General features: G+C 73.4%; 21 protein-coding genes and 2 pseudogenes. 16 read left to right on the top strand and 7 right to left on the bottom strand.

Translation table 11 applies throughout. The features are described from left to right. The 4 genes from J7E86_RS28385 to J7E86_RS28370 all read left to right on the top strand — a co-directional run. Positions 1-248 (top strand): DUF6643 family protein (locus tag J7E86_RS28385; RefSeq protein WP_374223873.1); only part of this gene is annotated, 248 nt, incomplete at its 5' end. Between the two features lie 76 nt (positions 249-324). Next, positions 325-1,158: an MOSC domain-containing protein gene (locus J7E86_RS28380; RefSeq protein WP_215085664.1), complete on the top strand. Its 834-nt coding sequence runs from the start codon at positions 325-327 to the stop codon at positions 1,156-1,158. A gap of 228 nt (positions 1,159-1,386) precedes the next feature. Continuing rightward, entirely contained in the window at positions 1,387-1,986 is a 600-nt protein-coding gene (locus tag J7E86_RS28375) for a hypothetical protein (RefSeq protein WP_308312758.1), read from the top strand. A gap of 96 nt (positions 1,987-2,082) precedes the next feature. Continuing rightward, the gene (locus J7E86_RS28370) at positions 2,083-4,506 is read left to right on the top strand and encodes a right-handed parallel beta-helix repeat-containing protein (RefSeq protein ID WP_215085660.1); all 2,424 of its coding nucleotides are present in this window, start codon (positions 2,083-2,085) and stop codon (positions 4,504-4,506) included. Here J7E86_RS28370 and J7E86_RS28365 read toward each other — a convergent pair. Then, positions 4,476-6,827, bottom strand: a complete 2,352-nt coding sequence (locus J7E86_RS28365; protein WP_374223872.1) for a hypothetical protein — start codon at positions 6,825-6,827, stop codon at positions 4,476-4,478. The two genes, J7E86_RS28370 and J7E86_RS28365, sit on opposite strands and share 31 nt — an antisense overlap. A 189-nt stretch (positions 6,828-7,016) precedes the next feature. On the opposite strand from J7E86_RS28365, the gene J7E86_RS28360 reads away from it, so the two are divergent. After that, positions 7,017-7,862: a DeoR/GlpR family DNA-binding transcription regulator gene (locus J7E86_RS28360; RefSeq protein WP_215085658.1), complete on the top strand. Its 846-nt coding sequence runs from the start codon at positions 7,017-7,019 to the stop codon at positions 7,860-7,862. Between the two features lie 93 nt (positions 7,863-7,955). Here J7E86_RS28360 and J7E86_RS28355 read toward each other — a convergent pair whose 3' ends face one another. Next, on the bottom strand, positions 7,956-9,086 hold the full coding sequence (locus J7E86_RS28355) for a PLP-dependent cysteine synthase family protein (protein WP_215085656.1): 1,131 nt from the start codon (positions 9,084-9,086) through the stop codon (positions 7,956-7,958). 137 nt (positions 9,087-9,223) lie between these two features. On the opposite strand from J7E86_RS28355, the gene J7E86_RS28350 reads away from it, so the two are divergent. Further along, complete coding sequence (locus tag J7E86_RS28350) at positions 9,224-9,550, top strand: hypothetical protein (RefSeq protein WP_215085666.1); 327 nt, start codon at positions 9,224-9,226, stop codon at positions 9,548-9,550. 195 nt (positions 9,551-9,745) lie between these two features. After that, positions 9,746-10,306 (top strand): ATP-binding protein, encoded by a 561-nt coding sequence (locus tag J7E86_RS28345; RefSeq protein WP_215085654.1) that lies wholly within the window; start codon positions 9,746-9,748, stop codon positions 10,304-10,306. Positions 10,307-10,753: 447 nt separating this feature from the next. On the opposite strand, the gene J7E86_RS28340 is transcribed toward J7E86_RS28345, so the two are convergent. Continuing rightward, a complete protein-coding gene (locus tag J7E86_RS28340; protein ID WP_215085652.1) occupies positions 10,754-12,193 on the bottom strand; it encodes a DUF4157 domain-containing protein in 1,440 nt (479 codons plus the stop codon). Positions 12,194-12,515: 322 nt separating this feature from the next. Continuing rightward, positions 12,516-13,739: an ROK family protein gene (locus J7E86_RS28335; protein ID WP_215085650.1), complete on the bottom strand. Its 1,224-nt coding sequence runs from the start codon at positions 13,737-13,739 to the stop codon at positions 12,516-12,518. A 17-nt stretch (positions 13,740-13,756) separates the two neighbouring features. Here J7E86_RS28335 and J7E86_RS28330 point away from each other — a divergent pair, with 17 nt between their 5' ends. The 5 genes from J7E86_RS28330 to J7E86_RS28310 all read left to right on the top strand — a co-directional run bounded on the left by J7E86_RS28330 (position 13,757) and on the right by J7E86_RS28310 (position 18,869). Further along, positions 13,757-15,022, top strand: coding sequence for an MFS transporter (locus J7E86_RS28330; RefSeq protein ID WP_215085648.1), 1,266 nt, complete (start codon positions 13,757-13,759; stop codon positions 15,020-15,022). Between the two features lie 107 nt (positions 15,023-15,129). Beyond that, entirely contained in the window at positions 15,130-16,023 is an 894-nt protein-coding gene (locus J7E86_RS28325) for a DUF2797 domain-containing protein (protein WP_215085646.1), read from the top strand. A gap of 300 nt (positions 16,024-16,323) precedes the next feature. Further along, positions 16,324-16,920, top strand: coding sequence for a PadR family transcriptional regulator (locus J7E86_RS28320; protein ID WP_215085644.1), 597 nt, complete (start codon positions 16,324-16,326; stop codon positions 16,918-16,920). 144 nt (positions 16,921-17,064) lie between these two features. Beyond that, on the top strand, positions 17,065-18,048 hold the full coding sequence (locus tag J7E86_RS28315; RefSeq protein ID WP_215085642.1) for an ATP-binding cassette domain-containing protein: 984 nt from the start codon (positions 17,065-17,067) through the stop codon (positions 18,046-18,048). Then, positions 18,045-18,869 carry an ABC transporter permease gene (locus J7E86_RS28310; RefSeq protein ID WP_215085640.1) on the top strand — a complete coding sequence of 275 codons (825 nt, stop codon included), beginning with the start codon at positions 18,045-18,047 and terminating at the stop codon, positions 18,867-18,869. Before J7E86_RS28315 ends, J7E86_RS28310 begins: the two co-directional genes overlap by 4 nt. 73 nt (positions 18,870-18,942) lie before the next feature. On the opposite strand, the pseudogene J7E86_RS28305 reads toward J7E86_RS28310, so the two are convergent. Further along, a pseudogene (locus J7E86_RS28305) lies at positions 18,943-19,092 on the bottom strand (glutamate decarboxylase); the annotation flags it as partial. A 256-nt stretch (positions 19,093-19,348) separates the two neighbouring features. Between J7E86_RS28305 and J7E86_RS28300 the strand changes: the two are divergent. The 3 genes and pseudogenes from J7E86_RS28300 to J7E86_RS32145 all read left to right on the top strand — a co-directional run. Further along, positions 19,349-19,873: a hypothetical protein gene (locus J7E86_RS28300; protein WP_215085638.1), complete on the top strand. Its 525-nt coding sequence runs from the start codon at positions 19,349-19,351 to the stop codon at positions 19,871-19,873. Positions 19,874-19,892: 19 nt separating this feature from the next. Continuing rightward, positions 19,893-20,228: a hypothetical protein gene (locus J7E86_RS32150; protein ID WP_215085636.1), complete on the top strand. Its 336-nt coding sequence runs from the start codon at positions 19,893-19,895 to the stop codon at positions 20,226-20,228. Continuing rightward, positions 20,204-20,395, top strand: a pseudogene (locus tag J7E86_RS32145) (IS5/IS1182 family transposase); the annotation flags it as partial. The gene J7E86_RS32150 and the pseudogene J7E86_RS32145, both read left to right, overlap by 25 nt. Before the next feature lie 53 nt (positions 20,396-20,448). Here J7E86_RS32145 and J7E86_RS28290 read toward each other — a convergent pair. Then, positions 20,449-21,696, bottom strand: coding sequence for a geranylgeranyl reductase family protein (locus tag J7E86_RS28290; protein ID WP_308312757.1), 1,248 nt, complete (start codon positions 21,694-21,696; stop codon positions 20,449-20,451). A 175-nt stretch (positions 21,697-21,871) separates the two neighbouring features. Here J7E86_RS28290 and J7E86_RS28285 point away from each other — a divergent pair, with 175 nt between their 5' ends. After that, positions 21,872-23,263, top strand: a complete 1,392-nt coding sequence (locus tag J7E86_RS28285) for a dipeptidase (protein ID WP_215085632.1) — start codon at positions 21,872-21,874, stop codon at positions 23,261-23,263. Positions 23,264-23,272: 9 nt separating this feature from the next. Here J7E86_RS28285 and J7E86_RS28280 read toward each other — a convergent pair whose 3' ends face one another. Then, complete coding sequence (locus tag J7E86_RS28280) at positions 23,273-24,310, bottom strand: NUDIX hydrolase (RefSeq protein ID WP_215085630.1); 1,038 nt, start codon at positions 24,308-24,310, stop codon at positions 23,273-23,275. Positions 24,311-24,711: the final 401 nt, after the last annotated feature.

Genomic DNA, 24,711 nt, shown 5'->3' with positions numbered 1-24,711 from the left:
CCGCGCCGCAGTACGGCTACCCGGCCGGCGGGCAGCCGCAGCCGGCGGGCCTCCAGCAGGCGCCCGCGCCGTACATCCCGCAGCAGGCGCCGCGCGGCTACCCGGGCCCGCAGCAACAGCAGCAGTACCAGCAGCAGCGGCCGGCCCCCGCCGGTTACGACGCGATGCGCCCCGTCGCGCCCCGCCCGGCGCCCACGCCGTACGAGGACCCGTACAACCGTCAGTACCCCCAGCAGGGCGGCTACTGACGGCCCCTGCCTGCCCGGCCGGACCTGGTACGGGGGGAATCGTTCAGCCACCCGGTCCGGATGGCAAAATGGCCGCATGTCCACGCCAGTGCTGACCGCGGTCCACTTCTATCCCGTCAAGTCGATGGCCGGGTGCGCGCCCGGTGAGGCGGCCGTGGAGCCCTGGGGGCTCGCGGGCGACCGGCGCTGGATGGTCGCCGACGACGACGGGGCGCTGATCAGCCAACGCCAGCACCCGAAGCTCGCGTTGGCGTCCTCGCGCCCGCTGGCGGGCGGCGGGGTCCGGCTGGACGCGCCGGGCGCCGAGCCGATCGACGTCGCCGTGCCCGACCTGGCCGAGCAGGGCGGTACGGTCACGGTGCAGATCTTCCGCGACAAGGTCGAGGCCGTGCCCGCGGGGGCCGCGGCCGACGCGTGGCTGAGCGCCTATCTGGGCACCTCGGCCCGGCTGCTGCACATGGACGACCCCGCGATACGCCGCCCGGTCGACCCCCGGTACTCCCGGCCCGGCGAGACCGTCAGCTTCGCCGACGGCTATCCGCTGCTGGCCACCACGACCGCGTCGCTCGGCGCCCTCAACTCGCTGATCTCCCAGGGGAACCACCCCGAGGAGGGTCCGCTGCCCATGAACCGCTTCCGGCCGAACGTCGTGGTCGACGGCACCGCGCCCTGGGCCGAGGACGACTGGCGGCGCGTACGCATCGGCGAGGTCACCTTCCGGGCCGTCAAGCCCTGCGGCCGGTGCGTCGTCACCACCACCGACCAGCACACGGCCGAGCGGGGCAAGGAGCCGCTGCGCACGCTCGCCCGGCACCACCTCATCGGCAAGGCCCTCGTGTTCGGGATGAACCTCATTCCGGAGCACACCGGCGTGCTGCGCGTCGGCGACGAGGTCGAGATCCTCGACTGAGCGCGTGAGCGCTGAGCGCTGAGGGCAGAACCCCCGGGTCTCCGGCCCCACCCCGGCCCCGACGACCCCTCGGCCACGACAGCCGCCCGTAGGCCCGTACCGCCCGCCACCCGTCAACCTCCCGCCGCGAACGACCTCCGGAGGGGGTGATTTTGCTCTCTCCGCCGCCTTCCTCCGCATGCGATGCCCTGTGTGAGGTATTTACGGACGCGGAAGGGGGTGAGCGTTGTGCGCGCGACGAGATGGGTATGGCGCTGGCGGCGCAATCCGCTGCGTCGCCGGACCGATGTCCTGGAGGCATGGGTGGGGCTGGCCGCCGTGGTGCTGATGCTGGTGGCCGGAACGGCCGTAGGCTGGACGACCGGCTCGCTCGCGCACCAGGCGCTGCGGCAGACCGTCCGCGATCAGCACCGGCACCGGCATCCGGTGACCGCCACCACGCTGCGGGCCCTGCCCGGCAGGGCCGCCGAGTCCGAACGGGAGACCACCGGGGGGCGTGAGGGACACCGGGTGGTGGCGCGCTGGCCGGGTCCGGACGGCGGGACGCTCTCCGGCGTGGTCGCCGTCCGGCACGCGGCGCGGCCCGGTTACCGGTTCGCGCTGTGGACCGACGACCGGGGGCGGGTCTCGGGCCGGCCCATGGACGAGGACACGGCCGCCGTCCACGCGGGCCTCGCCGGTGCCGCGACGGCCGCGGCGACGGCCGGTCTGGTGGAGGCTGTCCGCAGACTCGTCGTCTGGCGTCTCGCACGGCGCCGGTACGCCCTCTGGGACCGGGCGTGGCGCCGGGCCGCCCACACCTGGGGCCGGGCGGACGCGGGAAGCTGACCGGTCAACTCCCGTGGCCCGCGCGCGCTACGGTGGTCCGGCCGGTACGTTTCCGTTCCGGTGAACGCAGGCACGAGGTGGGGGCAGAGCAGCACCATGGCACAGGGCTCGGTCCAGGTGACGCACACCGGCACGGCGCGTTGGCGGCGGCGCACGGGCGAATACGACTCCCTGGCCTCGGCCCTGGAGGCGGCGGCCGACGGGGACGTGCTGTCCGTCGCTCCGGGTACGTACCGGGAGAATCTGATCGTCACCCGTGCCATCACGCTGCGCGGCACCGAGGGCTCGCGCGGCATGGTGCGGATCGCGCCCACGGAGGGCGTCGCCCTGACCGTCCGGGCCTCCGCCTCCGTGCTGGACCTGCACATCGAGGGGCAGGACGCGGCGGCGCCCGCGCTGCTGGTGGAGGACGGGGCGCCGGAGCTGGCGGACCTGCGGATCTCGACCCGCTCGGCGGCGGGCATCGAGGTGCGCGGCGGCTCGCGCCCGACGGTGCGGCGCTGCACGGTCGACAATCCCGACGGCATCGGCATCAGCGTGCTGGACGGCTCGGGCGGGTTCTTCGAGGACTGCGAGGTGGTGGCGGCCGGCCAGTCGGGCGTCACCGTGCGCGGCGGGGCCCACCCGCGTCTGGAGCGCTGCCGGGTGCACCACTCCTCCGGTGCCGGGCTGTCGATGACCGGCGAGGGCAGCTCCCTGGAGGCCATCGGCTGCGAGGTGTACGAGATCCGGGGCGCGGGGGTGCAGGTGTCCGCGCGCGCCGCCGGGCATCTCACGGACTGTCAGGTGCACCGCACGTCCGGCGACGGGGTGACCCTGGACACCGACGCCGTCCTCGCCCTGGTCGACTGCGACATCCACGACGTGCCGGAGAACGGCGTCGACCTGCGCTCGCGGTCGGTGCTGTCGATGACCCGCTGCGCGGTGCGCCGCTTCGGGCGCAACGGGCTGTCCGTGTGGGATCCGGGCACGCGCGTGGAGGCCGACCGGAGCGACATCCACGAGAGCACGGGCGACTATCCGGCCGTGTGGGTGAGCGACGGTGCGAGCGCCGTGCTGGGCGCGTGCCGGGTGCGCGACGTGCCGGACGCGCTGTTCGTCCTGGACCGGGGCTCGGTCGTGGACGTCGTCGACAGCGACCTCGCCCAGGTCCGCAACACCGCGGTGTCGGTGAGCGACGGGGCCACGGCGCGGCTGGAGGACTGCCGGATCCGCGAGGCGGGGACGGGGGCGTGGTTCCGCGACCACGGCAGCGGCGGGGCGCTGCTGGACTGCGCCATCGACGCGACGGCCACGGGCGTCATCGTCACCAAGGGCGCCGACCCCACCATGGAGCGGTGCGTGGTGAGTTCCCCGGCCGAGGCGGGCTTCTACGTCTCGGCGGGCGGCCGCGGCACGTTCCACGACTGCCGGGTGACCGGCAGCGGTGGCTACGGCTTCCACGTCATCGACGGCTGCCGTACGACGCTGACCCGGTGCCGTACGGAGCGGTGCGCGCGCGGCGGTTACGAGTTCGCCGAGCCCGGCACCGTCAGCGAGGGCTGTACGAGCGACGAGAGCGTGACCGCCGTGGCGGGGGCCCCGATGGCCGCCCGGGGGCGGTTGAGCGCTCCGGTGGTGGAGGCCGCTCCGCCGGCGCCGGTGCTGTCGGTGGGGGTGCCGCTGCAGCGCTCCCCCGACGACGCCGTGCCCGCCGCCTGCGACAGCGGGCGGCCGGCGGCGACGGTGCTCGGGGAGCTCGACGCGCTGGTGGGGCTGGACAGCGTCAAGCGTGAGGTGCGCGCGCTGACGGACATGATCGAGGTGGGCCGGCGGCGGCAGGAGGCGGGGCTCAAGGCGGCCTCCGTGCGCCGGCATCTGGTCTTCACCGGTTCTCCTGGGACCGGCAAGACCACGGTGGCCCGTCTCTACGGCGAGATCCTCGCCTCCCTCGGGGTGCTGGAGAGCGGTCATCTGGTGGAGGTCTCCCGGGTGGACCTGGTGGGCGAGCACATCGGGTCCACGGCGATCCGCACGCAGGAGGCGTTCGACCGGGCGCGGGGCGGGGTGCTCTTCATCGACGAGGCGTACGCCCTGTCGCCGGAGGACTCCGGGCGGGACTTCGGCCGGGAGGCCATCGACACGCTGGTGAAGCTGATGGAGGACCACCGGGACGCGGTGGTGGTGATCGTCGCCGGGTACACCGCGGAGATGCAGCGGTTCCTGACCGTCAATCCCGGTGTCGCCTCGCGCTTCTCACGCACCATCACCTTCAGCGACTACGCCCCGGAGGAACTGCTGCGGATCGTGGAGCAGCAGGCGGTGGAGCACGAATACCGGATCGGGGCGGGGGCCGCCGACGCGCTGCTCACGTACTTCACGGCGATCCCCAAGGGTCCGGCGTTCGGCAACGGCCGTACCGCCCGCCAGACGTTCGAGGCCATGGTGGAGCGGCACGCGGGCCGGGTCGCACAGCTCGCCGAGCCGACCACGGATGATCTCACCCTGCTCTACCCCGAGGACCTGCCCTCGCTGCCCTGAGGCTGAGCCGGTATCCGGGCGGCGAGACTGGCCAGCAGTGCGGTGCGCTCCCGGGCGAACGCGGGGTCGGCCTGGTAGTGGGAGTGGCCGAGGACCGGTGCGGGCAGCGGGTGGTCCGCCGAACGCCCGTAGGCCTGGGGGTCCTTGAGGGGGCCCTGGTCGACGGCCGTGCCGGCGCCCGCCGGGAGGCGGACGGGGCCGCCGATGGGGTCGGTGAGCCGCCACAGGTTGCGCCAGCACCGGATGTCGCGGTGCAGGACCGCGAGCTGCCGGGGGCCGAAGTAGGCCGGGAACCAGCGCCCGTACAGCCGCTCCAGGGGCGAGCCGTAGGTGAGCAGGGCGACCCGTCCGCGCGTCGCGGCGTCGAGCTGCCAGACGGCCGCGGCCGCGAGGACGCTGCCCTGGGAGTGCCCGGAGATGACGAGGCGGCCGCCGGTGCGCTCGGTCCAGGTCCGCATGCGCCAGGTGAGGTCGGGTACGGCACGCTCGGCGTAGCAGGGCGGGGCGAAGGGGTGGGCGGCGCGCGGCCAGAAGGTGCCGACGTCCCAGAGGATGCCGATGGTGCGGCGCGCGGCCGGGTCGCGGTAGGCGCGGCGGCCCCAGGTCAGCAGCACCACGATGCCCAGCCCGACGCACCAGGAGCCCAGTGCCTGCGCGGTCTGCGCGGTGTCCTCGACGATCCCGGGCGTGCCCTCGGCGGCCTCGCCGGGAACGTCTCTGGTGGACCAGGCCCCGGCGAGCGCGACGCCGCCGAGCGCCAGGGTGAGTGCCCCGGCGGCGCCGATGACCCAGGGCGCGGAGTCGGTGAGGCCGGCGCGGGCGATGGCGCCGGCGATGACGCCCGTACGGCGCCGGTCGGTCGGTTCGCCGGGGTAGCCGTCGGGGACGGTGCGGAAGAGGGAGCGGCGCACGCGCACGGCCCGGACGGCGAGGAGCAGGACGAGGGCGAGGAGGGCGGCGAGGAGCACGGGCACGGCCGCCGCCTGCCAGGACAGGACCACCGGCGGGCCGGCGAGGGGACCGTCGCCCATGCCGGGGGTGGCGCGGCCGTCCAGCCAGTCCGCTATGCGCTGCGCGACGCCGCCGGACATGAGGCCGCCGAGGGCGCAGGCGAGGGTGGCGACGGCGGGCCCGGCGAGTCCGCCCAGGGGGGTGCGTTCGACGGGCGCGGCCCGGTGGAGACCGCGGGCGGCGAGCACGAGGAGGACGAGGAGGACGCCCTGGGTGAGGGCGATGAGGCCGAAGGTCCGGTCGCCGGGCAGCATGCCGCGGGACGTCCAGCCGGGGCGGCTCCAGGCCGCGTCGAGTGCGGCGAGGGCGAGCAGGGCCAGGGCGGCGACGGGCAGGGCCCGTACGGTGCGACTGTCGGTGGCCTCGTCGCGGGTGGCCTCGCTGCGGCCCCGGCGGCAGACCGTGAGGACCACGAGCGCCGCGAGCACGGGCAGGGCGACGGCGAGCACCCACCCGGCGGTGTCGAGTATCGCGCTGCCGCCGGGCGCCCGGTCGTAGCGGGTGGTGGGCTGGAGGAGCACGACGGTGACGGTCAGCAGGGCGGCGGCGGTGTGGGCGGCGCGGAGCCGGGCGACGATCCGCCGCCCGTACCAGAAGCCGGGCAGGCACAGGGCGGGGCGGCGGCCGTCGGTCGGGCAGTCGCCGTCGGTGGTGGGCCGCTGTGCCTCGTAGGCGCTCCAGGTGCGGTGGGAGAGGAACCACAGCAGTCCGGTCAGCAGCGTGGGCACGGTGGCGGCCAGGGCGAGCCGGCGGCCCGGCTGGCTCCACCAGCCGTGCCGGTCGGCGGACATGAAGCCGAGCCATGCCTTTCCCGACGAGCACGCGCGCGTGCCCGCGCACTGCCAGGCCGTCAGGTCGAGGGCGACCTCGCAGACGGCGGCGGTCAGCAGGACGGTGAGCGTGAGGGCGACGAGCCGCACCAGCACGCCGTAGGCGCGCACGGTCCCGGCGCGGCCCTCGGCGGTGGGACGCATCCAGTGGGCGAGGTTGACGACCATGAAGGGCAGCAGCACCAGCCACAGGGCGCGCGAGCCGTTCCCGGAGGTGAGGTTGGACCAGACGTACGCCTCGCGGACCGGCCGGTCGCGGTAGTCGCCGGGGCGTTCCTCGGCGTCGATGTCGTCGGCGCGGCGGTGGAGGCCCGCGATGTCGTCACCGGCGACGCGCTCGGTGCGCGGGTCGGCGAGCATGCCGTGCGGGGTGGCGCCGCCGACGCCGTGCACCAGCAACTCCAGGGCGAGCTCCGGCTCCGCCGCTTCGCGATTCCGTTCCGTGGGTGCGGCCGTCGCCGGCCGTTCCGTCCTTACCACCGCGTCCCCCGATCCCGGTGTGGCCCTCGTTGAGCGCTTCCAGCATCGTGCCAGGGCCCACTGACAACGGCCTGCCACCGGCAGGCGAGGCCCAATCGTGATGCGCCGCGGCGCCAGTGATCGATGCCGTACCCGCGTGGGAGGATGGACGCCCGCGGCTGTCGGTGACCGATCGGAAGGGCGGGCCGGGTGAGCGACCATCAGAACCTCCTCGCGGAGCAGCGTCGTGCCCTGATCCTCGACGAGGTCAGACGGCGCGGCGGCGTGCGGGTCAATGAACTGACCCGCCGGCTCAACGTTTCGGACATGACGGTCCGTCGGGACCTGGACGCGCTGGCCAGGCAGGGTGTGCTGGAGAAGGTGCACGGCGGCGCGGTGCCGGTCGCCGAGGCCACGGCGCACGAGCCCGGTTTCGAGGCGAAGTCGGCACTGGAGCTGACGGCCAAGGAGGACATCGCGCGGGCGGCCGCGAAGATGGCCGCGCAGGGCGGTGCGATAGCCCTCGCCGGCGGCACGACGGTGTTCGCGCTGGCGCAGCGGCTGGTGGACATCCCGGAACTGACGGTGGTGACGAACTCCGTACGGGCCGCGGACGTGTTCCACACCGCGCAGCGGTCCGTGACGGCCGCGGGGCCCTCCCCGCGGCCGGGCGCGGCCACGGTGGTCCTCACCGGTGGGGTCCGTACGCCCTCGGACACGCTGGTGGGTCCGGTCGCGGACGCCGCGATCCGTACGCTGCACTTCGATGTGCTGTTCATCGGTGTGCACGGCATATCCGTGGAGGCGGGCCTGTCGACGCCCAATCTGGCGGAGGCCGAGACGAACCGGCACTTCGTGCGCTCGGCGCGGCGGGTGGTGGTCCTGGCGGACCACACCAAGTGGGGGACGGTGGGTCTGAGTTCCTTCGCGTCCCTCGACGAGGTGGACGCGCTGGTCACGGATGCGGGGATGCCGGCCGCGGCGCGTGAGGAGATCGCGGAACGGCTGCCGGAGCTGGTGGTGGCGGCCCCCTCCGCGGACACCGCGAACGCCTGAGCCCGGCGGGACGTGGTGCCGGTTCCTCCCGGGCCCGTCCGGCGCCCGCCTGTGGGCACGTGCGCCACCGGCGGGCGTGAGCGGTGGCGTCGCTCAGCAGGACCAGCGGCCCGTGGCCAGGAAGGCCGTGATGGCCGCGGCGTACGGCGTGATGTCCAGGCCCTGCTCGGCGAGCCAGGCGTCGGAGTAGTACTTGTCGAGGTAGCGCTCGCCCGGGTCGCAGATGAGGGTGACGACGCTGCCCTTGCGGCCCTCGCCGGCCATCTCCGCGACGATCTTGAGTGCACTCCACAGGCCGGTGCCGGTGGAACCGCCCGCCTTGCGGCCGATGGCCTGCTCCAGGGCGCGTGCGGCCGCCACGCTCGCCGCGTCGGGGACCTTCATCATCCGGTCGATGGCGCCGGTGACGAAGCTGGGTTCCATGCGCGGCCGGCCGATGCCCTCGATGCGGGAGCCGGTTTCGCTGTACGCGGCGGGGTCGTGGTCCTTCCAGCCGTCGAAGAAGCAGGAGTTCTCGGGGTCGGCGACGCAGACGTGGGTGTCGTGCTGCATGTAGCGCACATAGCGGGCGATGGTCGCGGAGGTGCCGCCGGTGCCCGCGGTGGCGACGATCCAGGCGGGGACGGGGTGGCGTTCGAGGCGGAGCTGGGTGTAGATCGACTCGGCGATGTTGTTGTTGCCCCGCCAGTCGGTGGCCCGTTCGGCGTAGGTGAACTGGTCCATGTAGTGGCCGCCGGTCCGTTCCGCGAGGGCGGCGGCCTCCTCGTACATCCCGCGGGGATCGTCGACGAGGTGGCACTGTCCGGCGTGGTACTCGATCAGCCGGCACTTCTCCCGGCTCGTCGTGCGCGGCATGACGGCGATGAACGGCACCCCGATGAGGCCGGCGAAGTACGCCTCGGAGACGGCGGTGGAGCCGCTGGACGCGTCGATGACGGGGGCGTCGGGGCGGATCCAGCCGTTGCACAGGCCGTAGAGGAAGAGCGAGCGGGCGAGGCGGTGTTTGAGGCTGCCGGTGGGGTGGGTGGACTCGTCTTTGAGGTAGAGGTCGACCCCCCATTCCCGCGGCAGGGGGAAGCGCAGCAGATGGGTGTCGGCCGAACGGTTCGCGTCGGCCTGCACCTTGCGGACCGCCTCGGCGAGCCAGGCCCGGTACCTCGGGTCGCTGCGGTCGATGTCGAGGGTGGGGGTGGCGGAGCCGCCCGTGGGTACGGTGCTGTTCACGACGCTCCTCACGGTGTTCGTCCGGTCTCCTGGTGGATCACTCGGACGTTTCGATCATAAAGGGGCACTGGTGCGTGAGCCGCGTCACAGGCAGACTGCGCACCAGGGCGCACGATTCAGCCGGGGAGGCGGTTGCCGTGGCGGAGCCGGAGTTCAACGCGACCGGAGTGCGGATCGAGCGCGCTCTGCGTTCTCTCACCCGGGCGGGTCAGGTGAAGATCAGCAACGGTCGGCTCGAACTGCTGACGAGCTACGGCCGGGAGATCGACAGCGCGCCCCTGGGATCGGTCCACGCGAGCAAACCGTGGTTCGCCGCCCGGGACCGGGCGCGGGCGACGGTGAACGGAACGCGCTATCTGCTCACGCTGGGCGGGCCCGACGCCGCCGAGGACGCGGGGCCGTCCGCGGTCCGGCGCTTCCTGGAGGCGGTGCGCTCCGCGCGCGGGAGCGATGTGCGGGACTGAAGGCGCAGAAGTTGCGGATGTCGCCACGGGAGTCGACTCTTGACTCGTACCAGCATTACTGACGGTACACCGTCGATTACGCTCCGGATCAGTCTGCCGCCCTCGGCTCGATGGCCACCGTCACCGGCCCGAACCCGCGTGTCAGAACTCCTATCTGCATCAGGCTAGCCCTACTTCTTCCAGGGAGTCGCAGCCGTGATCAGCCGACCGAACAAGCACTGCACCGTCGAGCTCCAGGCTCTGCCCCCGCGGATCGGGCAGGTCCGCAGAATCGTATCTGCGCAATTGCGCTACTGGCATCTCGACTCTCTCATCGACCCCGCGGCGCTCGGCGTCACCGAGCTCCTGACCAACGTGCACCGGCACGCGGAACCGGACAAACGCTGCACGGTGGAGATCGATCTCGTACTGGACCAGCTCACGGTCTCGGTGCGCGACCACGACCCCCGGCTCCCGCGCGTCGGGGGCGGTGACACGGGCAGCACGCACGGCCGCGGCCTCGCCCTGATCGCGGCGGTCAGCGCGAGCTGGGGCGTCCAGGAGCGCCACGACGGCGGCAAGGTCGTCTGGTTCACCCTCCCCGTCCCCGGCACGGCCGCGGTCCGGCCGGCGCAGAACGACCGGACCACCATCGCGTTCGAACAGCCCGTCCTCCACCTGCCAGCCTTGGAGGAACCCGCCTTCGACGAGCCCGCGGTGGCCGTCCGGGCAGCCCTCCGCGACCGCTCCCCTGTCCGCTCCGCCGTTCCCGGCTGACCGGACAGGGGCACCCCACCCAGCGGGAGCGGCGCGCGGCACCTCCGGGCGCGCCGCCCGCCGGGCGGGCCGAACGCGGCGGCCGGCGCCGCTTCCCCGCGCGCGGCTGATGAGATGTCAGCGCGAACGCCGGGGTGGGCGGGGCACCTGGGTGTCCTGCTGGCTCCTTGGCAGACTCAGCCGCCGCCCTTGCTACGTCGTACTCCGCGGTCCGTGACCGCCTGACCGCGAGCGCGCGGCGCGCGATGACAGGGTGACAGGCGGGCGTCACGGCCGGGCCCCCGAGCCGTGTCGGCGGGGGCCGCTGCTGCCGGTACGGGCACGTTCGACATGTCCGGTCCCGCCTTCTGCTCGCGGCGCGTTGCCGCCAGAAGCGGACGCGGGCACTGGGCAGACGCTGGCTGATGTGGCGAGGCGGGGCCAGTGGAGTGCGGGAGGTCCCGAAGTTCAGAGAACACCGAGCCGCCTGGTCAGGTCACCTTCCTCGCGTTCAAGCTGCAGGATCTCCTCTGTGGTCTTCACCCATTGAATCGAATCCTCAGCACGGCGGCGCCCCTCCCGGATCGGGGCAAGGCGTGATTCGCCTTCCCGACGCTCGCGATCGAGCTCCTGTGCCGGGTCGAAGTCCTCGCTGTCCGGCCCCGGCCGCTGTGGCGTCGGCGGCGCGATGCCGAAGGCTCGAAGGACGATGCTCGCCTCCTCCTCCCAGACAGTGACCGGGCGCGTCTGCCGTTCGACATCCTGCTTGCTTACGGCTCCCTTTTGGAGCTTGCGCTGCAGGAGGTCGGGATCAACCATGCCCAGCAGATCAGGCCGGTTCGCCGTATCGGACCGACCGACGGTGAACTGCTCCACCTGCTTGCCGGTCGGGCTGGTTTTCGTCGCCTCAAGGTAGGTGTCCACGAAGCCGAACAGGTGGGCGAGCTCGTGGGCGACGGTGATGATCCTCGAGCCTTCGAGATGGGCCGGCGCGAGGCTGATCACACCGGTGACCGAAGTGCCGCTCGATGGTGCACTGTCCGGCTGGCGCACGCGGATCACAAACGACTCCGTGGGGTTCGGCTGGTCGTTGCTCAGGTATGTCAGTCGAGGCAGCAGCCGGAACTTGATGCCGGCGTACTCGCCGTTTGTGATGTCCACCTGCCATGCGTTGCTGATCGCGGACTCGATCCGTGGAATGTCGCTCTTCGCACGCTTCTGGCCATCCTGATCTGACATGCCTACGTACACGATCCGGATATTTACGGTCAACGTCACGGTGTTGCCGCTCTGAGACGCCGTTGCGGCCCGTCGCATTCTGCGCCCCGCGACCGTACCGCCCCACAGCTCAGGGGCCGCGCGCTCGGAACGCGACGTTGCCTGGTCCCGCTTCCTGCCGCGAGCAACCGCATCACCTTGCCGTGCCTGTTCTGCCGACTCCACGAACTTCTGGGTGGACTGCCGCTCCTGCCCACGCAGCTGCGCCAGGCGGGCACGAACTGTCTGGAGGCGCGCCCATAGCGCCTGCCGATCGTTGTCGGCCTGGACCACCGGTGCGGCCCCGGCCTGCCCATAGGTTTGTTCTACGACGTGGCCCAGCTCGTGTGCGAGCAGTCTGCGCCCGCCCGGGGTGCTGGGCGCGTATCGGCCCGCGCCGAAGACGATATGCGTACCGTACGTGTACGCCCGGGCCTGAACTGCGTGTGCCGACGCCGCAGCGTCCTGATCGGTGTGCACCCTCACGTGGCTGAAGTCGTAGCCGAACGAGGTCTCCATGATGCCCCGGACGTTGTTATCCAACGGACGTCCACGCTGGTGATCCAGGAGCTTGGCCACGGCGGGTGGCCGCTGGGCGTGGAAGGTCACCGAATGTGATGGCCTATCGCGCAGTAGACCGGAGCGCTCCATGCGTCAGCTTTACCATTGCTCCATCACCGGCGCATGTCAGACAGCCACGGACACGTGCCGAGCACCGGGAGCAGCTCGGCTGGGCCGGGACGCCGTCGACGCCGCTGCCGGACGGCCTGGTCCGAGGACCGCGGGTGCGTACGTGCAGCGGTCGCCGGCGATCAGGGGCCGGGGGCCACGCGTGCGCGCGCATGGGGGCGCGATGCCAGCCCGCCCGAAACGCCTCCCACAGCGTCGTCACGCGTGCGCGCGCGAGCACCCGTTGGCGCACGGGCACGCGCGAGCCCGCCGCACAAGCGTGCGCCCCCGTACCGCACCAGCCTCAGCCGAGTGCCGCCAGTGGGTCGTCCAGCACCGGCTGCCAGGCCGCTTCGGCCGCGCCGATGAGGCTGTTGTGGTCGAGCGTGCAGGGCAGGATCGGCACACTGCCGCTGCGGCCCCACAGGCTGCGGTCGGCGACGACGGCGCGCAGCCGCTCGGGGTCGGCCTCCAGCAGCTCGCGGTGGAGGCCGCCGAGGATGACGCGGTCGGGATTGAGGATGTTGACGAGGCCGGCGAGGCCGAGGCCGAGACGGTCGATGAGCAGTTCCGCGGCGGTGCGTACGGAGGGGTCCGCGTACTCCGAGCGGAGCAGGTCGCGGGACTGCTGGAGCAGGGAGACCTCGGGGCCGGGGGCACGGCCGGCGGCGGTGAGGAAGGCGAGCGGGTCGGCCTCGACGTCCAGGCAGCCGCGGCTGCCGCAGTGGCACGGCAGGCCCGTGGGGTTGACGGTCAGGTGGCCGACCTCCAGGGCGAGGCCCGAACTGCCGGAGTGCAGTCGGCCGTCGAGGACGAGCGCGCCGCCGACACCGCGGTGTCCGGTGGCGACGCACAGCAGGTGCTGGGCACCGCGGCCGGCACCGTGCCGGTGTTCGGCGAGAGCGGCGAGGTTGACGTCGTTGCCGGTGACGCCGGTCGCCTGGCCGGTCCCGGGGCCGGGGACGCCCGCTTTGGCGAGGGCCTCGGTGAACAGGGCACGGACCGGCGCGCCGGCGGGCCAGGACAGGTGCAGCGGGTTGAGGGCCGTGCCTTCCGGTTCGGCGACGGCGGAGGGGACGGCGAGGCCCGCGCCCAGGCAGCGGCGGCCGGTCTCGCGCAGCAGGCCGGCGCCGGCCTCGACGACGGCGTCGATGATGTGCGAGGGGTCCGCGGGCACGGTCATGCAGCCGGGCGCGGTGGCGACCATCCGGCCGCCGAGGCCGACGAGGGCGGCGCGGAAGCCGTCGGCGTGGATCTGCGCGGCGAGAACGACCGGGCCGTCCGGGGCGACGGAGAGCCGATGCGAGGGGCGGCCCTGGGAACCGGCGGGCGCGCCGGGGCGGGCGTCGACCTCGATCAGTCCGAGGGCCTCCAGCTCGGCGGCGACGGCTCCGGCGGTCGCGCGGGTCACCCCGAGTTCGGCGGTGAGCACGGCGCGCGTGGGGGCGCGACCGGTGTGTACGAGCTCCAAGGCCGGGCCGAGGGCACCACGGCCCCGCTCCAAACGTGTTGTCCGAGTCTGGGTCACCCCCCTATTCTGACTTTGTGCCGACGCTAAACAAAATACGGACGGCCGTTCTGGGCCGATCCGGTCCGAAACCCTCCGATCCTGCCCTCCGCCGCCTTCGCACTGCCCTGACATTGTTCTTCGCGCTCGACGGCCTGCTCTTCGCCGGCTGGGTGGTCCGCATTCCCGCGATCAAGGAGCAGACCGGGGCGTCCGCGGGCGCGCTCGGGCTCGCCCTGCTGGGCGTGTCGGCCGGTGCGGTGGCCACCATGACCGTGACCGGCAGGCTGTGCCGGCGGTTCGGCAGCCACCCCGTGACGGTCGCCGCCGGGCTGCTCATGTCCCTGGGCATCGCCCTGCCGCCGCTGACCCACTCGGCGCTCGCCCTCGGTCTCGTCCTGCTCGTCTTCGGCGCCGCCTACGGCGGACTCAACGTCGCCATGAACAGCGCGGCCGTGGACCTCGTCGCGGCCCTGCGCAGGCCGGTGATGCCGAGCTTCCACGCGGCGTTCAGCCTCGGCGGCATGCTGGGGGCGGGGCTGGGCGGTCTGGTCGCCGGGCAGTTGTCCGTCACCCGCCACCTGCTGCTCCTGACCGCCGTGGGCCTGCTGCTGAGCGTGGTCGCGGGCCGCGCGCTGCTCTCCCGGCCGGCGCCCGCCGCCGACCGGACGGCCGCACCGGCGAAGCGCGACGGCGGGACGTCCGGTCACGAGCGCGGGACAGCCGATCGCGGACAGGGGACGGCCGGGCGCACGCGGGGGCTGGTCGCCGTCTTCGGGCTGATCGCGCTGTGCGACGCCTACGGGGAGGGCGCGCTCGCCGACTGGGGCGCGCTCCACCTCCAGCAGGACCTCGGTGCCCGGTCCGGCCTCGCGGCCGTCGGCTACTCCGTCTTCGCGCTCACCATGACCGTCGGGCGCCTCACCGGCAGCAGGCTCCTCGAACGGCTCGGCCAGACAAGGACCTTGGTCGCGGGCGGGGCGACCGCGGCGCTGGGCATGCTGCTCGGGTCCCTCGCGCCGACGGTCTGGGCGGCGCTGGCGGGCTTCGCGATCACAGGCTTCGGCCTGGCCAACATCTTTCCCGTGGCGATCGGGCGGGCGGGGGAGCTGGCCGGTCCGAGCGGCGTCGCCACGGCCTCCACGTTCGGCTACGGCGGCATGCTGCTCGGGCCGCCGGCGATCGGCTTCCTCGCCGACTGGTTCTCCCTGCCCATCGCCCTGACCACGGTTGCCGCCCTCGCCGCCGTGGCCGCGGCGATCGCCTACGGCACCCGGAACGTGGTGCGATCCGCCTCACGGTGACGGGCCGGGCGCTGTCAGTGGTGGCTGACACAATGCGATGTGTGGGGGCCGCGGGGGCTTTCGGTCACCGCGCGTGAGGACCGCGGGCGAGGAGAGGGGTGGGCGCCATGAGCGTCGGGCGTACCGACTGGCAGTGCGCGGGGGTGCGCTGGAGTCCTTCCGGGCCGGAGCTGACCTGGCTGCACCCCGGGCGCGGGGCACGCACCTCTCCCCTGCCGCCGAACCGGCCGCTGGCCTTCACGACGGGCGACGCGCGGCGCTGCGTCGGGGTGCGCAGGGGCGGCCGGCACACGCCGTGCCCGGTCGGTGCCGAGGTCACGGCCACGGCCGTCTCGGCGCAGTGCGCGGAGTGCGCGCGGCTGGACCGGGCCCACTCGGTGGCCGCCGACACCATCGCCGACGACCCGCGCCCGTACGACGTCTACCTGGCCTGGTTCGGGCCCGGGGTGGTCAAAGTGGGCATCACGGCAGCGGAGCGCCAGGGGGTGCGGCTGCTCGAACAAGCCGCGCTGTCCTACGCGCTGCTCGGGCGCGGTCCGCTCATGGCGGCCCGCCGGGCGGAGGCGGTGCTGGGCGCGGCGCTGGCGGTCCCGGACCGCTTTCCGTACGCGGCCAAGCGCGCCGCACGGCACCCCGCGCCGCCTCAACGGCAGCGGACGGCGGAGCTGGCGGAGCTGCACGAGCGGGCTCGCGGGCTCGGCGGACTGCCGGAGTCGCTGGACGTACGGCCCTTCGCGCCGGTCCACCACGACGCCATGTTCCACCTCGACCGGCTGCGGCGCGGTCCGGGCGTGGTCGACCTCTCCCCCGGCGTCTCCATAACCGGCCGGATCGCCGCGGTGGCGGGACCGGATCTCTATCTGGAGACGGCGGACGGCCGGCTGCTGCTGGTCGACGCGCGACGGCTGGCGGGCTGGCCGCTCCTGGCCGCGGCGCCGGAGGCGGGGACCACGGCTGCCGTCCGCCCACCGGAGGTGGAAGGCCCGGACGCGCTGTTCTGAGACCGCCGGACGGGTCCGCCGGCCGCCGAGGCCGGATGAACCTGGCAGCACTACGCGCCCGGCGACGACACACGGTGACCACGGACCCTCACTCATCGAGGAATACGCGACAGCCGATTGTGCGAGGTTGCCAGTTCCAGCCCCCCTCGACGGCAAGACCGCCTTCGAGCTGGTGGCCGAGGCGCAGGGTGCGGCGGGCCAGGGCTGAGCCGGGCGGGGGACCCGTTCCGCCTAGGCTGGCTTCAAGGCCGCGCAGGTGTGCCGCGGTACGGGCACGACCGGGTGGAATGAGGAAAGACGATGTCGGCGATCCGGCTGTTGGTGCTGGGGGCGGTGCGCCAGCACGGGCGCGCTCACGGCTATCAGGTGCGCAACGACCTGGAGTTCTGGGGCGCGCACGAGTGGTCCAACGCCAAGCCCGGATCGATCTACCACGCGCTCAAGCAGATGGCCAAGCAAGGGCTGTTGATCGCGCACGACGTCGCCCCGAGCGAGGCCGGCGGACCCCCGCGAACGGAGTACGAGCTGACGGGGAAGGGTGAGGCGGAGTACTTCACGCTGCTGCGCGAGGCCCTCTCCTCCTACGACCAGAAGGTCGACGTCCTCAGCGCGGGAGTGGGGTTCATCGTCGACCTGCCGCGTGCCGAGGCCATCGCGCTGCTGAAGCGGCGGGTGGAGTCACTGGAGGCGTGGCGGTCCAAGATCGGTCGGCACTGGACCCCGGACGCGGGCCAGGACTGGGGCTACATCGGCGAGATCATGGGCATGTGGGTGCACACCGCGCAAAGCGGGGCGCAGTGGACCCGCGGGCTGATCGAGCGCCTGGAAGGCGGGGTTTACGTCATGGCGGACGAGGGCGATCAGTGGAAGGGCGTCGTCACCAGCGGCGAGCAGTGACCCGGCGGCCGGGAGCGCGCTGAGCGCCCACGCGGGGCCGGGTCCCACCGACAGAACACAGTAATCAAGTTTGACTCCCTTCGGGGTGAGGAGTAGCTTCACCCGGGCGTAGTCAAGTTTGACTACCTATCGGAGGAGAGCGCATTGACTGACACCGATCACGCGATCGTTGTCGAAGGACTGCGGAAGATCTACGGGACGAAGCACGCCCTCGACGGCCTGGACCTCAGCGTCCCGCGCGGCACCGTCCACGGGCTGCTCGGCCCCAACGGGGCCGGCAAGACCACGGCCGTCCGCGTCCTCGCCACCCTGCTGCGACCCGACGCCGGCCGGGCCGAGGTGGCGGGGCGCGACGTATTGAGCCACCCCGACGAGGTCCGCCGGCGCATCGGCCTGCTCGGCCAGCACGCCGCCGTGGACGAAGAGTTGAGCGGCCGTCAGAACCTCGACATGTTCGGCAGGCTCTACCACCTCGGCCCCCGCCGGGCCGCCGCCCGCGCCGAGGAGCTGTTGGAGCGGTTCGACCTGGCCGACACCGGGCGCAAGCCCGTCGGCCGCTACAGCGGCGGCATGCGCCGCCGCCTCGACCTGGCCGCCGCGCTGATCCTGGCCCCGGAGGTGCTCTTCCTCGACGAGCCCACCACCGGACTCGACCCGCGCGGCCGCACCGAGGTGTGGGAATCGGTGCGCTCCCTGGTCGGCGGCGGCACGACCGTGCTGCTGACCACCCAGTACCTGGAGGAGGCCGACCAACTCGCCGACAGGATCTCCGTCGTCGACACCGGCAAGGTCATCGCGGCAGGCACCCCCGACGAGCTCAAGGCCCGGCTCGGCGGCGACCGCATCGACGTCGTCGTGCGCGACGCCGGCCGGCTGTCCGCCGCCGGGGCCGTCGTGGCCATGGCCGCCCGCGCGTCCGCCGTCACCACCGACCCCGACCGCCGGCTGATCAGTGCGCCGGTCACCGACCGGATGGCCGCACTGACCGAGACCGTCCGGGCACTGGCGGCGGCCGGCATCGAGGCGGCGGACATCGCGCTGCGCCGCCCGACGCTCGACGAGGTGTTCCTGCACGTCACGGGCGCGGCACCGGCCGACGCCGCAGCGAAGGAAGGAGCGGCCGCATGAGCCACGTCCCCGCCCACGCCCCCGCACCGGCACACCCCTCGGCCTGGGTCCTCGCCGACTCCTGGACCATGACCCGGCGCGGCCTCGCGCACTGGGCCCGGCAGCCCGTCCAGGTCATCGTCGGCCTCGCCTTCCCGGTCATGATGCTGCTGATGTTCGCCTACTTCCTCGGCGGCGGCATGACCGTCCCGGGCGGTGGCGACTACAAGGAGTTCCTGGTCCCCGGCATGCTCGCGCTGACCATGGCCTTCGGCCTGGAGGGCACGATGGTCGCCGTCACCCAGGACCTCAACAAGGGCGTCATCGACCGCTTCCGGTCCCTGCCGATGGCCCCCTCCGCCGTCCTCGTCGGCCGCAGCGCCCTGGACATGCTCCAGTCGGTGCTCAGTCTGCTCGCGATGATCGGCGTCGGGCTGCTGATGGGCTGGCGCTGGCACGACGGCCTCGGCAACGCCCTCCACGCGGTGGGGCTGCTGCTCCTGCTGCGGTTCGCGATGCTGTGGCTCGGCATCTACCTGGCGATGGTGGCGGGCAAGCCCGAACTCGTCCAGGCCGTGCAGATCCTCATCTGGCCCGTCGGCTTCCTCTCCAACGTCTTCGCGTCCGCCGAGACGATGCCCGGATGGCTCGGGGCCATCGCCGAGTGGAACCCGATGTCGGCCACGGCGGCCGCCGTCCGGGAGCTCTTCGGCAGCCCCGGCGCGGACGGCGGCTCCTGGGCGGCCCAGCACGCCCTGTCGATGGCGGTGGCCTGGCCGCTGCTCCTGCTCGCGGTCTTCCTGCCGCTCGCCCTGCGGCGCTACCGGGGGCTGGGAAGGTGAGCCGGGCCCGGCGGTCGCGTACGTCCCGCGGGACCACGGCGGCGGGGGTCCGCCGGGCAGGCGGTAGCGCTGCTCAGTGATGGAAGGCGGTGGCGACGGCCTGGGGCCGGTCCAGCGGTCCCGGCTGTCGCCGCAGCTCCGGCAGGAGGGTGCCCAGGTCGTCGAGGAACAGCTCGGCGAGGTCGAGCGAGAAGCCGTTGCGGCAGACCGCCGCGATGCGGGAGCTGAGCCGCCGCGAGGGCGACTTCGGCCCGGGCCGCAAGGTCGAGGGGTCAAGTCCTTCGGTGCAGGAGGCGTGGACGATGCGGTCCAGGCCGGCTCCCAGAAGCGGTGCGGCTGTCCGCAGCGAGGCGTCCAGTGCGAGGCGAGGGCGAGCTCCACGAACCGGTGAGCGTCCCCGTTGCGCCGGATGTCTCGTTCCTGACTGTCGTGGGCATGACTCGGGGATGATCAGGGCGTCCGGATGTGCGGTGGGGGAAGTGGAGGCCAAGGGCGTGCTGGAGCAGGTCAACGAGCAGACCGAGAAGGGTTACGTGCTGCTGCAGGCGGCGGTAGCCGAGGGAGCGCTGGGCGATGTCGAAGCCGCCTACCGCAGGGCGGAGACGCTGGCCGGGCTCGGCGATGCGGCGGCCGTGGTGCTCGTACGCGTCGCGAGCGACTTCGTGTGTCGGCTGTCCCTGGCGCAGGGACCGGACTGGACCACGAGCAAGGACGATGATGGCAATCAGGTCAACATCGAGGAGAGCTCTCCCGAGGAGCGGGTTTTCATCCGCCGGATGATGGCTGCCTGGTCGGCTGGTGACGCCGAAACCTTCGAGGCGCTGCTGGGCAGCGTCTGCTCCGATCCGCGACGCCGCCGTACCCATCTCCAGGACCTGTTCCGGCTCACCGTCGACGAAGCCGAGCTCCACGGCCAACGCGCGCGGCGGCCGTTCACCGTGGTCCGGCAGATGACCAATTCCATCCTCAAGGAAGGGCTGCAGAAGGAGGACCGGAACCGCTGACCGCCCGGAGACCGCCGCAGTGTGCGGCACGCAAGTCCGGGGGGTTGGTGCCCGGGGCGGCGCCCGGCATGTTCGAGGTTCCCTCAAAGCGGACGGCAGTGATCTGCGGGATGCCGACGACCAGCTGCACGTCCGGGCCACCGCCGACGCGGCGGGTGACGTCGACTGGGACATCAACGTCGACTCCACCTCCGTCAGGGCCCACCAGCACGCCGCCGGAGCCCGCAACGACCCGCCGGCACGGCCGGCCGTCTCAACAGGGGTCGTGCACAGGGACGTTCGCCTGTGCCTGCCGGCCTTTCCGGAGGAGGCGGTCCGGGCGGTGAGTCCCTCGGCCGGTCCCGCGGCGGGCTGACCACGAAGGTTCACCTGGCCGCGGACGGCACCCGGTTCGAGCCGGTGCTGGACAAGATCCGCGTGCCTCGCATGGGGCTCGGCAGGCCGCGGCGGAGACCGGACAGCGTCAGCGCCGACCGGGCCTACAGCAACAGCGTCATCCGCGCTTACCTGCGGCGCCGCGGCAACCGCCACCCGCCATCAGCGCATACAGCCCGACCGCCACCGGCAGCCGGACATCACCGCCCGCCGCCGGCACCCCCGCGGTCCACCGACGACAGCACGCGCCGCGCCATCGGGTGCGTCCGGACGATCTCGGCGAGCGTCGTCGTCCCGCGGGTGATCCGCGCGAAAGCGTGCCACGCGGGGCGGAAGCCCGTGATCGCCGCGTGCATCATGCCGGGGCGGCGCTCGAAGAAGGCGAGCATCCGGCGCCCGACGCCCATCTCGACGCCCAGCCCCGCCTTGATGGCGAAGGTGTAGTTGAGCGCCTGCCGGCGCGCGTCGACCGCGTCCTGCGCCTCGCCGATACGGACCGCCCACTCCCCCGCCAGCCGACCCGAGCGCAGGGCGAAGGAGATACCCTCGCGGGTCCAGGGCTCCAGCAGTCCGGCCGCGTCGCCGCACACGATGACCCGGCCGCGGGAGAGCGGGGAGTCGTCCGAGCGGCAGCGCGTCAGGTGGCCGGAGGAGATGCTCGGCTCGAAGCCCGCCAGGCCGAGTCGGGCGATGAAGTCCTCCAGATAGCGCTTGGTGCCCGCGCCCTCGCCCCGGGCGGAGATCACACCGACCGTGAGGGTGTCGCCCTTGGGGAAGACCCAGCCGTAACTGCCGGGGATCGGGCCCCAGTCGATCAGCACCCGGCCCGCCCAGTCCTCGGCGACGGTCGGCGGGACCGGGATCTCCGCCTCCAGGCCGAGGTCGACCTGGTCCAGCTTGACCCCGACATGCGCCCCTATCCGCCCGGCGCTGCCGTCGGCACCGACGACCGAGCGGGCGAGGACGGCCGTGCCGTCACCGAGGACGACGGCGACCGTGCGGCGGTCGGGCACGGCCGGGCCGTGCTGCTCGACGCGCGAGACGGTCACGCCCGTACGCACCTCGGCGCCGGCCTCCTTCGCGGCCTCGACCAGCGCGGCGTCGAACTCCGGCCGGTTGATGAGCCCGAAGAGCATCCGCTTGGAGCGGCGGGTGCGCGTCAGCTTCCCGTTGAGGGAGAACGTGACGGCGTGCACGCGGTCGCGCAGCGGCAGTTCGAAGCCGGGCGGCAGGGCATCGCGCGAGGGGCCGATGATGCCGCCGCCGCACGTCTTGTAGCGGGGCAGTTCCGCCTTCTCCAGGAGCAGCACCCGACGGCCCGCGGACGCGGCGGCGTGCGCGGCCGAGGCCCCCGCGGGCCCCGCGCCCACCACCACGACGTCCCACACCGGCTCCTGGCCCTCGGCCGCGTCCCGCCCCGCGTCCTGGGCTGCGTTGTCGCTGCTCACCTGTGCTTCTACTCCCGATCGATCACCGGCTACCGCTACCGCCCGCATCCTACGGCCCGTCGCCCGTCCGGCCCGCCGCAGGGAAGGGCGCGACCATCCCGCGCAAAAGCCATGGGAGGATCAGCGGACAATCGCCCGTACGTACGGATAACGCCGTGCCCTCAAGGAGCGTTCCATGGAACCGTCCTCGACCGTCCCGCCCCAGCCGGCCCCGGCCGCGCTGGCGGCGGCCGTTGCCGCCCTCCAGCCCCGCGCCCGGACCGAGCTGACCGAGCTGGTGGCCTTCAAATCGGTGGCGGACGAGGCGCAGTTCCCCCGCAGCGAGTGCGAGGCGGCGGCGGACTGGGTCGCCGGCGCGCTGCGCGCCGAGGGCTTCGAGGAGGTGGCCCTCCTCGACACTCCGGACGGCACCCGGTCCGTCTACGGCTTCCTCCCGGGCCCGGCGGGCGCCCCCACGGTTCTGCTCTACGCGCACTACGACGTACAGCCGCCACTGAACGAGGCCGCCTGGATCTCGCCGCCGTTCGAGCTGACCGAGCGCGACGGGCGCTGGTACGGGCGCGGCGCCGCCGACTGCAAGGGCGGGCTGATCATGCACCTCACCGCCGTGCGGGCGCTCAAGGAGCACGGCGGCGTCCCGGTCAACCTGAAGATCATCATCGAGGGCTCGGAGGAGCAGGGCACCGGCGGCCTGGAGCGGTACGCCGAGGCGCACCCGGAGCTGCTGACCGCCGACACCATCGTCATCGGCGACGCGGGCAACTTCCGGGTGGGCCTGCCGACCGTCACCGCGACGCTGCGCGGGATGACGCTCGTCCGCGTCCAGGTGGACACCCTGGAGGGCAATCTGCACTCCGGCCAGTTCGGCGGAGCGGCACCCGACGCGCTGGCCGCGCTGATCCGCGTGCTGGACTCGCTGCGCGCCGAGGACGGCTCGACGACCGTCGACGGGCTGGCGGCGGACGCGGCGTGGGAGGGCCTGCAGTACCCGGAGCAGGAGTTCCGCAAGGACGCGAAGGTCCTCGACGGCGTGGAGCTGATCGGTTCCGGCACGGTGGCCGACCGCATCTGGGCCCGGCCGGCCGTCACCGTCCTGGGCATCGACTGCCCGCCGGTCATCGGCGCCACGCCGTCCGTGCACGCGGGCGCGCGGGCGCTGGTGAGCCTGCGGGTGCCGCCGGGCACGGACGCGGCCGAGGCCACGAAGCTGCTGGCCGCGCACCTGGAGGCGGCCACGCCGTGGGGCGCGCGGGTCGCGGTGGAGCAGGTCGGCCAGGGTCAGGCGTTCCGCGCCGACACCGCGAGCCCGGCGTACGCGTCGATGGCCGAGGCGATGCGCGTCGCGTACCCGGGCGAGGAGATGCAGATCTCCGGCATGGGCGGCTCGATCCCGCTGTGCAACACCCTGGCCACCCTCTACCCCGAGGCGGAGATCCTGCTGATCGGCCTCAGCGAGCCGGAGGCGCAGATCCACGCGGTGAACGAGAGCGTGTCCCCGCAGGAGCTGGAGCGGCTCTCCCTGGCCGAGGCGCTGTTCCTCGTCAACTACGCGGCGAGCAGGCGCTGACCGCAGCCGTCAGCCGACCGGGACGCCCGCTTCGAGGTTGAGCGGGCGTCCCTGTTCGCGGGCGCGCAGCGCCCACCGCAGTCTGCGCAGCCGTTCGGGCGGCAGCAGGGACGCCGCCTCGTCCTCGGTGACGAAGCGCCAGCCGCGCAGCTCCGCGCCGGGCAGCAGGAGCCGGTCCGCGTCGGCGCCGGGCAGCCGGCCGCCGTCGAAGAGGAAGCGCATCCCGCCGTAGCCGGGCGGCTTGGGCGGCTCCCAGTCCACGACCAGCAGCCGGGGCACCGAGGGCAGTTCGATGCCTATCTCCTCGGCGACCTCGCGCATGCCGGCGCGGGCAGGAGCCTCGCCGGGCTCCACGACGCCGCCGGGGAACTCCCAGCCGGGCTTGTAGGTGGGGTCGACCAGGAGCACCCGGTCCGCCTCGTCGAAGAGCAGCACGCCGGCGGCGAGGGTCTCGGCCGTCGGCTCGGGCGTCTGGACGATCTCGCAGGGGGCCGCGGCGCCGCCGCGCACGGCCTCCACGACCTGTTCGGCGGCCTCCCGGGGCGTCAGCTCATCGGTGTCGACGGCGAAGGCGTCGGACCTCAGCCAAGGCAGGGCCGCCCGGTACGGCCCGATGTGGTCCAGGGCCCACCGCCGGACGCTCGCGCTGCGCTCGGAGTCGTCCGCGAACTCCTCGCGGCCCGCTGCGCGCTCCCGCAGGATCGTTTCGTCAGCAGTCAGCAGGATGTGCCTGACCTGGATGCGGCGGGCGGCGAGCCCACCGAAGATCTCGTCGCGGTACTCCTGGCGCAGCAGCGTCATGGGGACCACGAGCACCCCGCCGACCTCCGCGAGCAGCGCGGCGGCCGCGTCCACGACCAGCCGGCGCCAGATCGGCAGGTCCTGGAAGTCGCCGACCTCGCCCATCCTCTTCGGCGGCAGGAGGTGGCGCAGCACCCCGCCGATCACCTCGGGGTCGTAGAGGGTACTGCCCGGGATCAGCTCGGTCAGCTCCTGCGCCGTGCTGGTCTTCCCCGCACTGAACGCGCCGTTCAGCCAGACGATCACGGTTCCCCCTTCGCCGTCGACCCCTGTGAAGTGCCCGGAACACCCTGCCACGGAAACGCGTGCGAGGGGCATGAGGCGGGGCGGGTCTCCCGGACGACCACCGACGGCCGGAATCCGCCCCCGCGAGCCCCGCCCGGGCGGCCCGGCCGCGGCTCGCGGCCACGTCGGCCGGGGCGAACGGTGCGGCGCGCGGCGCCGGCGGCCCGTCACCTGCGGCGCGTACGACGCCGGCCGACAGGTCGGCGGTGTCCAGCGGAGCGTACGGATGGCGGCGCAGCGGGTCTACGCATGCGACGTCTCAGGAGGCGGCTTCGGGGCGTCCGGGAGTACGGGTCGGCGGGATGTGGCCGGGGCCGCCGTGCCCCGCCGGGGGCCCGTCGGGGGTACCAGTGCCCGACGCG

The organism is Streptomyces sp. ISL-11 (assembly GCF_018614525.1).
In the GTDB taxonomy this organism is placed as follows: domain Bacteria; phylum Actinomycetota; class Actinomycetes; order Streptomycetales; family Streptomycetaceae; genus Streptomyces.
This window is presented reverse-complemented; position numbering and strand designations above follow the sequence as displayed.

Excerpts from the sequence above, each read along its gene's own strand:
- J7E86_RS28380 (WP_215085664.1), top strand. The coding sequence starts at position 325 with ATGTCCACGCCAGTGCTGACCGCGGTCCACTTCTATCCCGTCAAGTCG.
- J7E86_RS28370 (WP_215085660.1), top strand. The coding sequence starts at position 2,083 with ATGGCACAGGGCTCGGTCCAGGTGACGCACACCGGCACGGCGCGTTGG.
- J7E86_RS28340 (WP_215085652.1), bottom strand. The coding sequence starts at position 12,193 with ATGGAGCGCTCCGGTCTACTGCGCGATAGGCCATCACATTCGGTGACC.
- J7E86_RS28325 (WP_215085646.1), top strand. The coding sequence starts at position 15,130 with ATGAGCGTCGGGCGTACCGACTGGCAGTGCGCGGGGGTGCGCTGGAGT.
- J7E86_RS28320 (WP_215085644.1), top strand. The coding sequence starts at position 16,324 with ATGTCGGCGATCCGGCTGTTGGTGCTGGGGGCGGTGCGCCAGCACGGG.
- J7E86_RS28310 (WP_215085640.1), top strand. The coding sequence starts at position 18,045 with ATGAGCCACGTCCCCGCCCACGCCCCCGCACCGGCACACCCCTCGGCC.
- J7E86_RS28285 (WP_215085632.1), top strand. The coding sequence starts at position 21,872 with ATGGAACCGTCCTCGACCGTCCCGCCCCAGCCGGCCCCGGCCGCGCTG.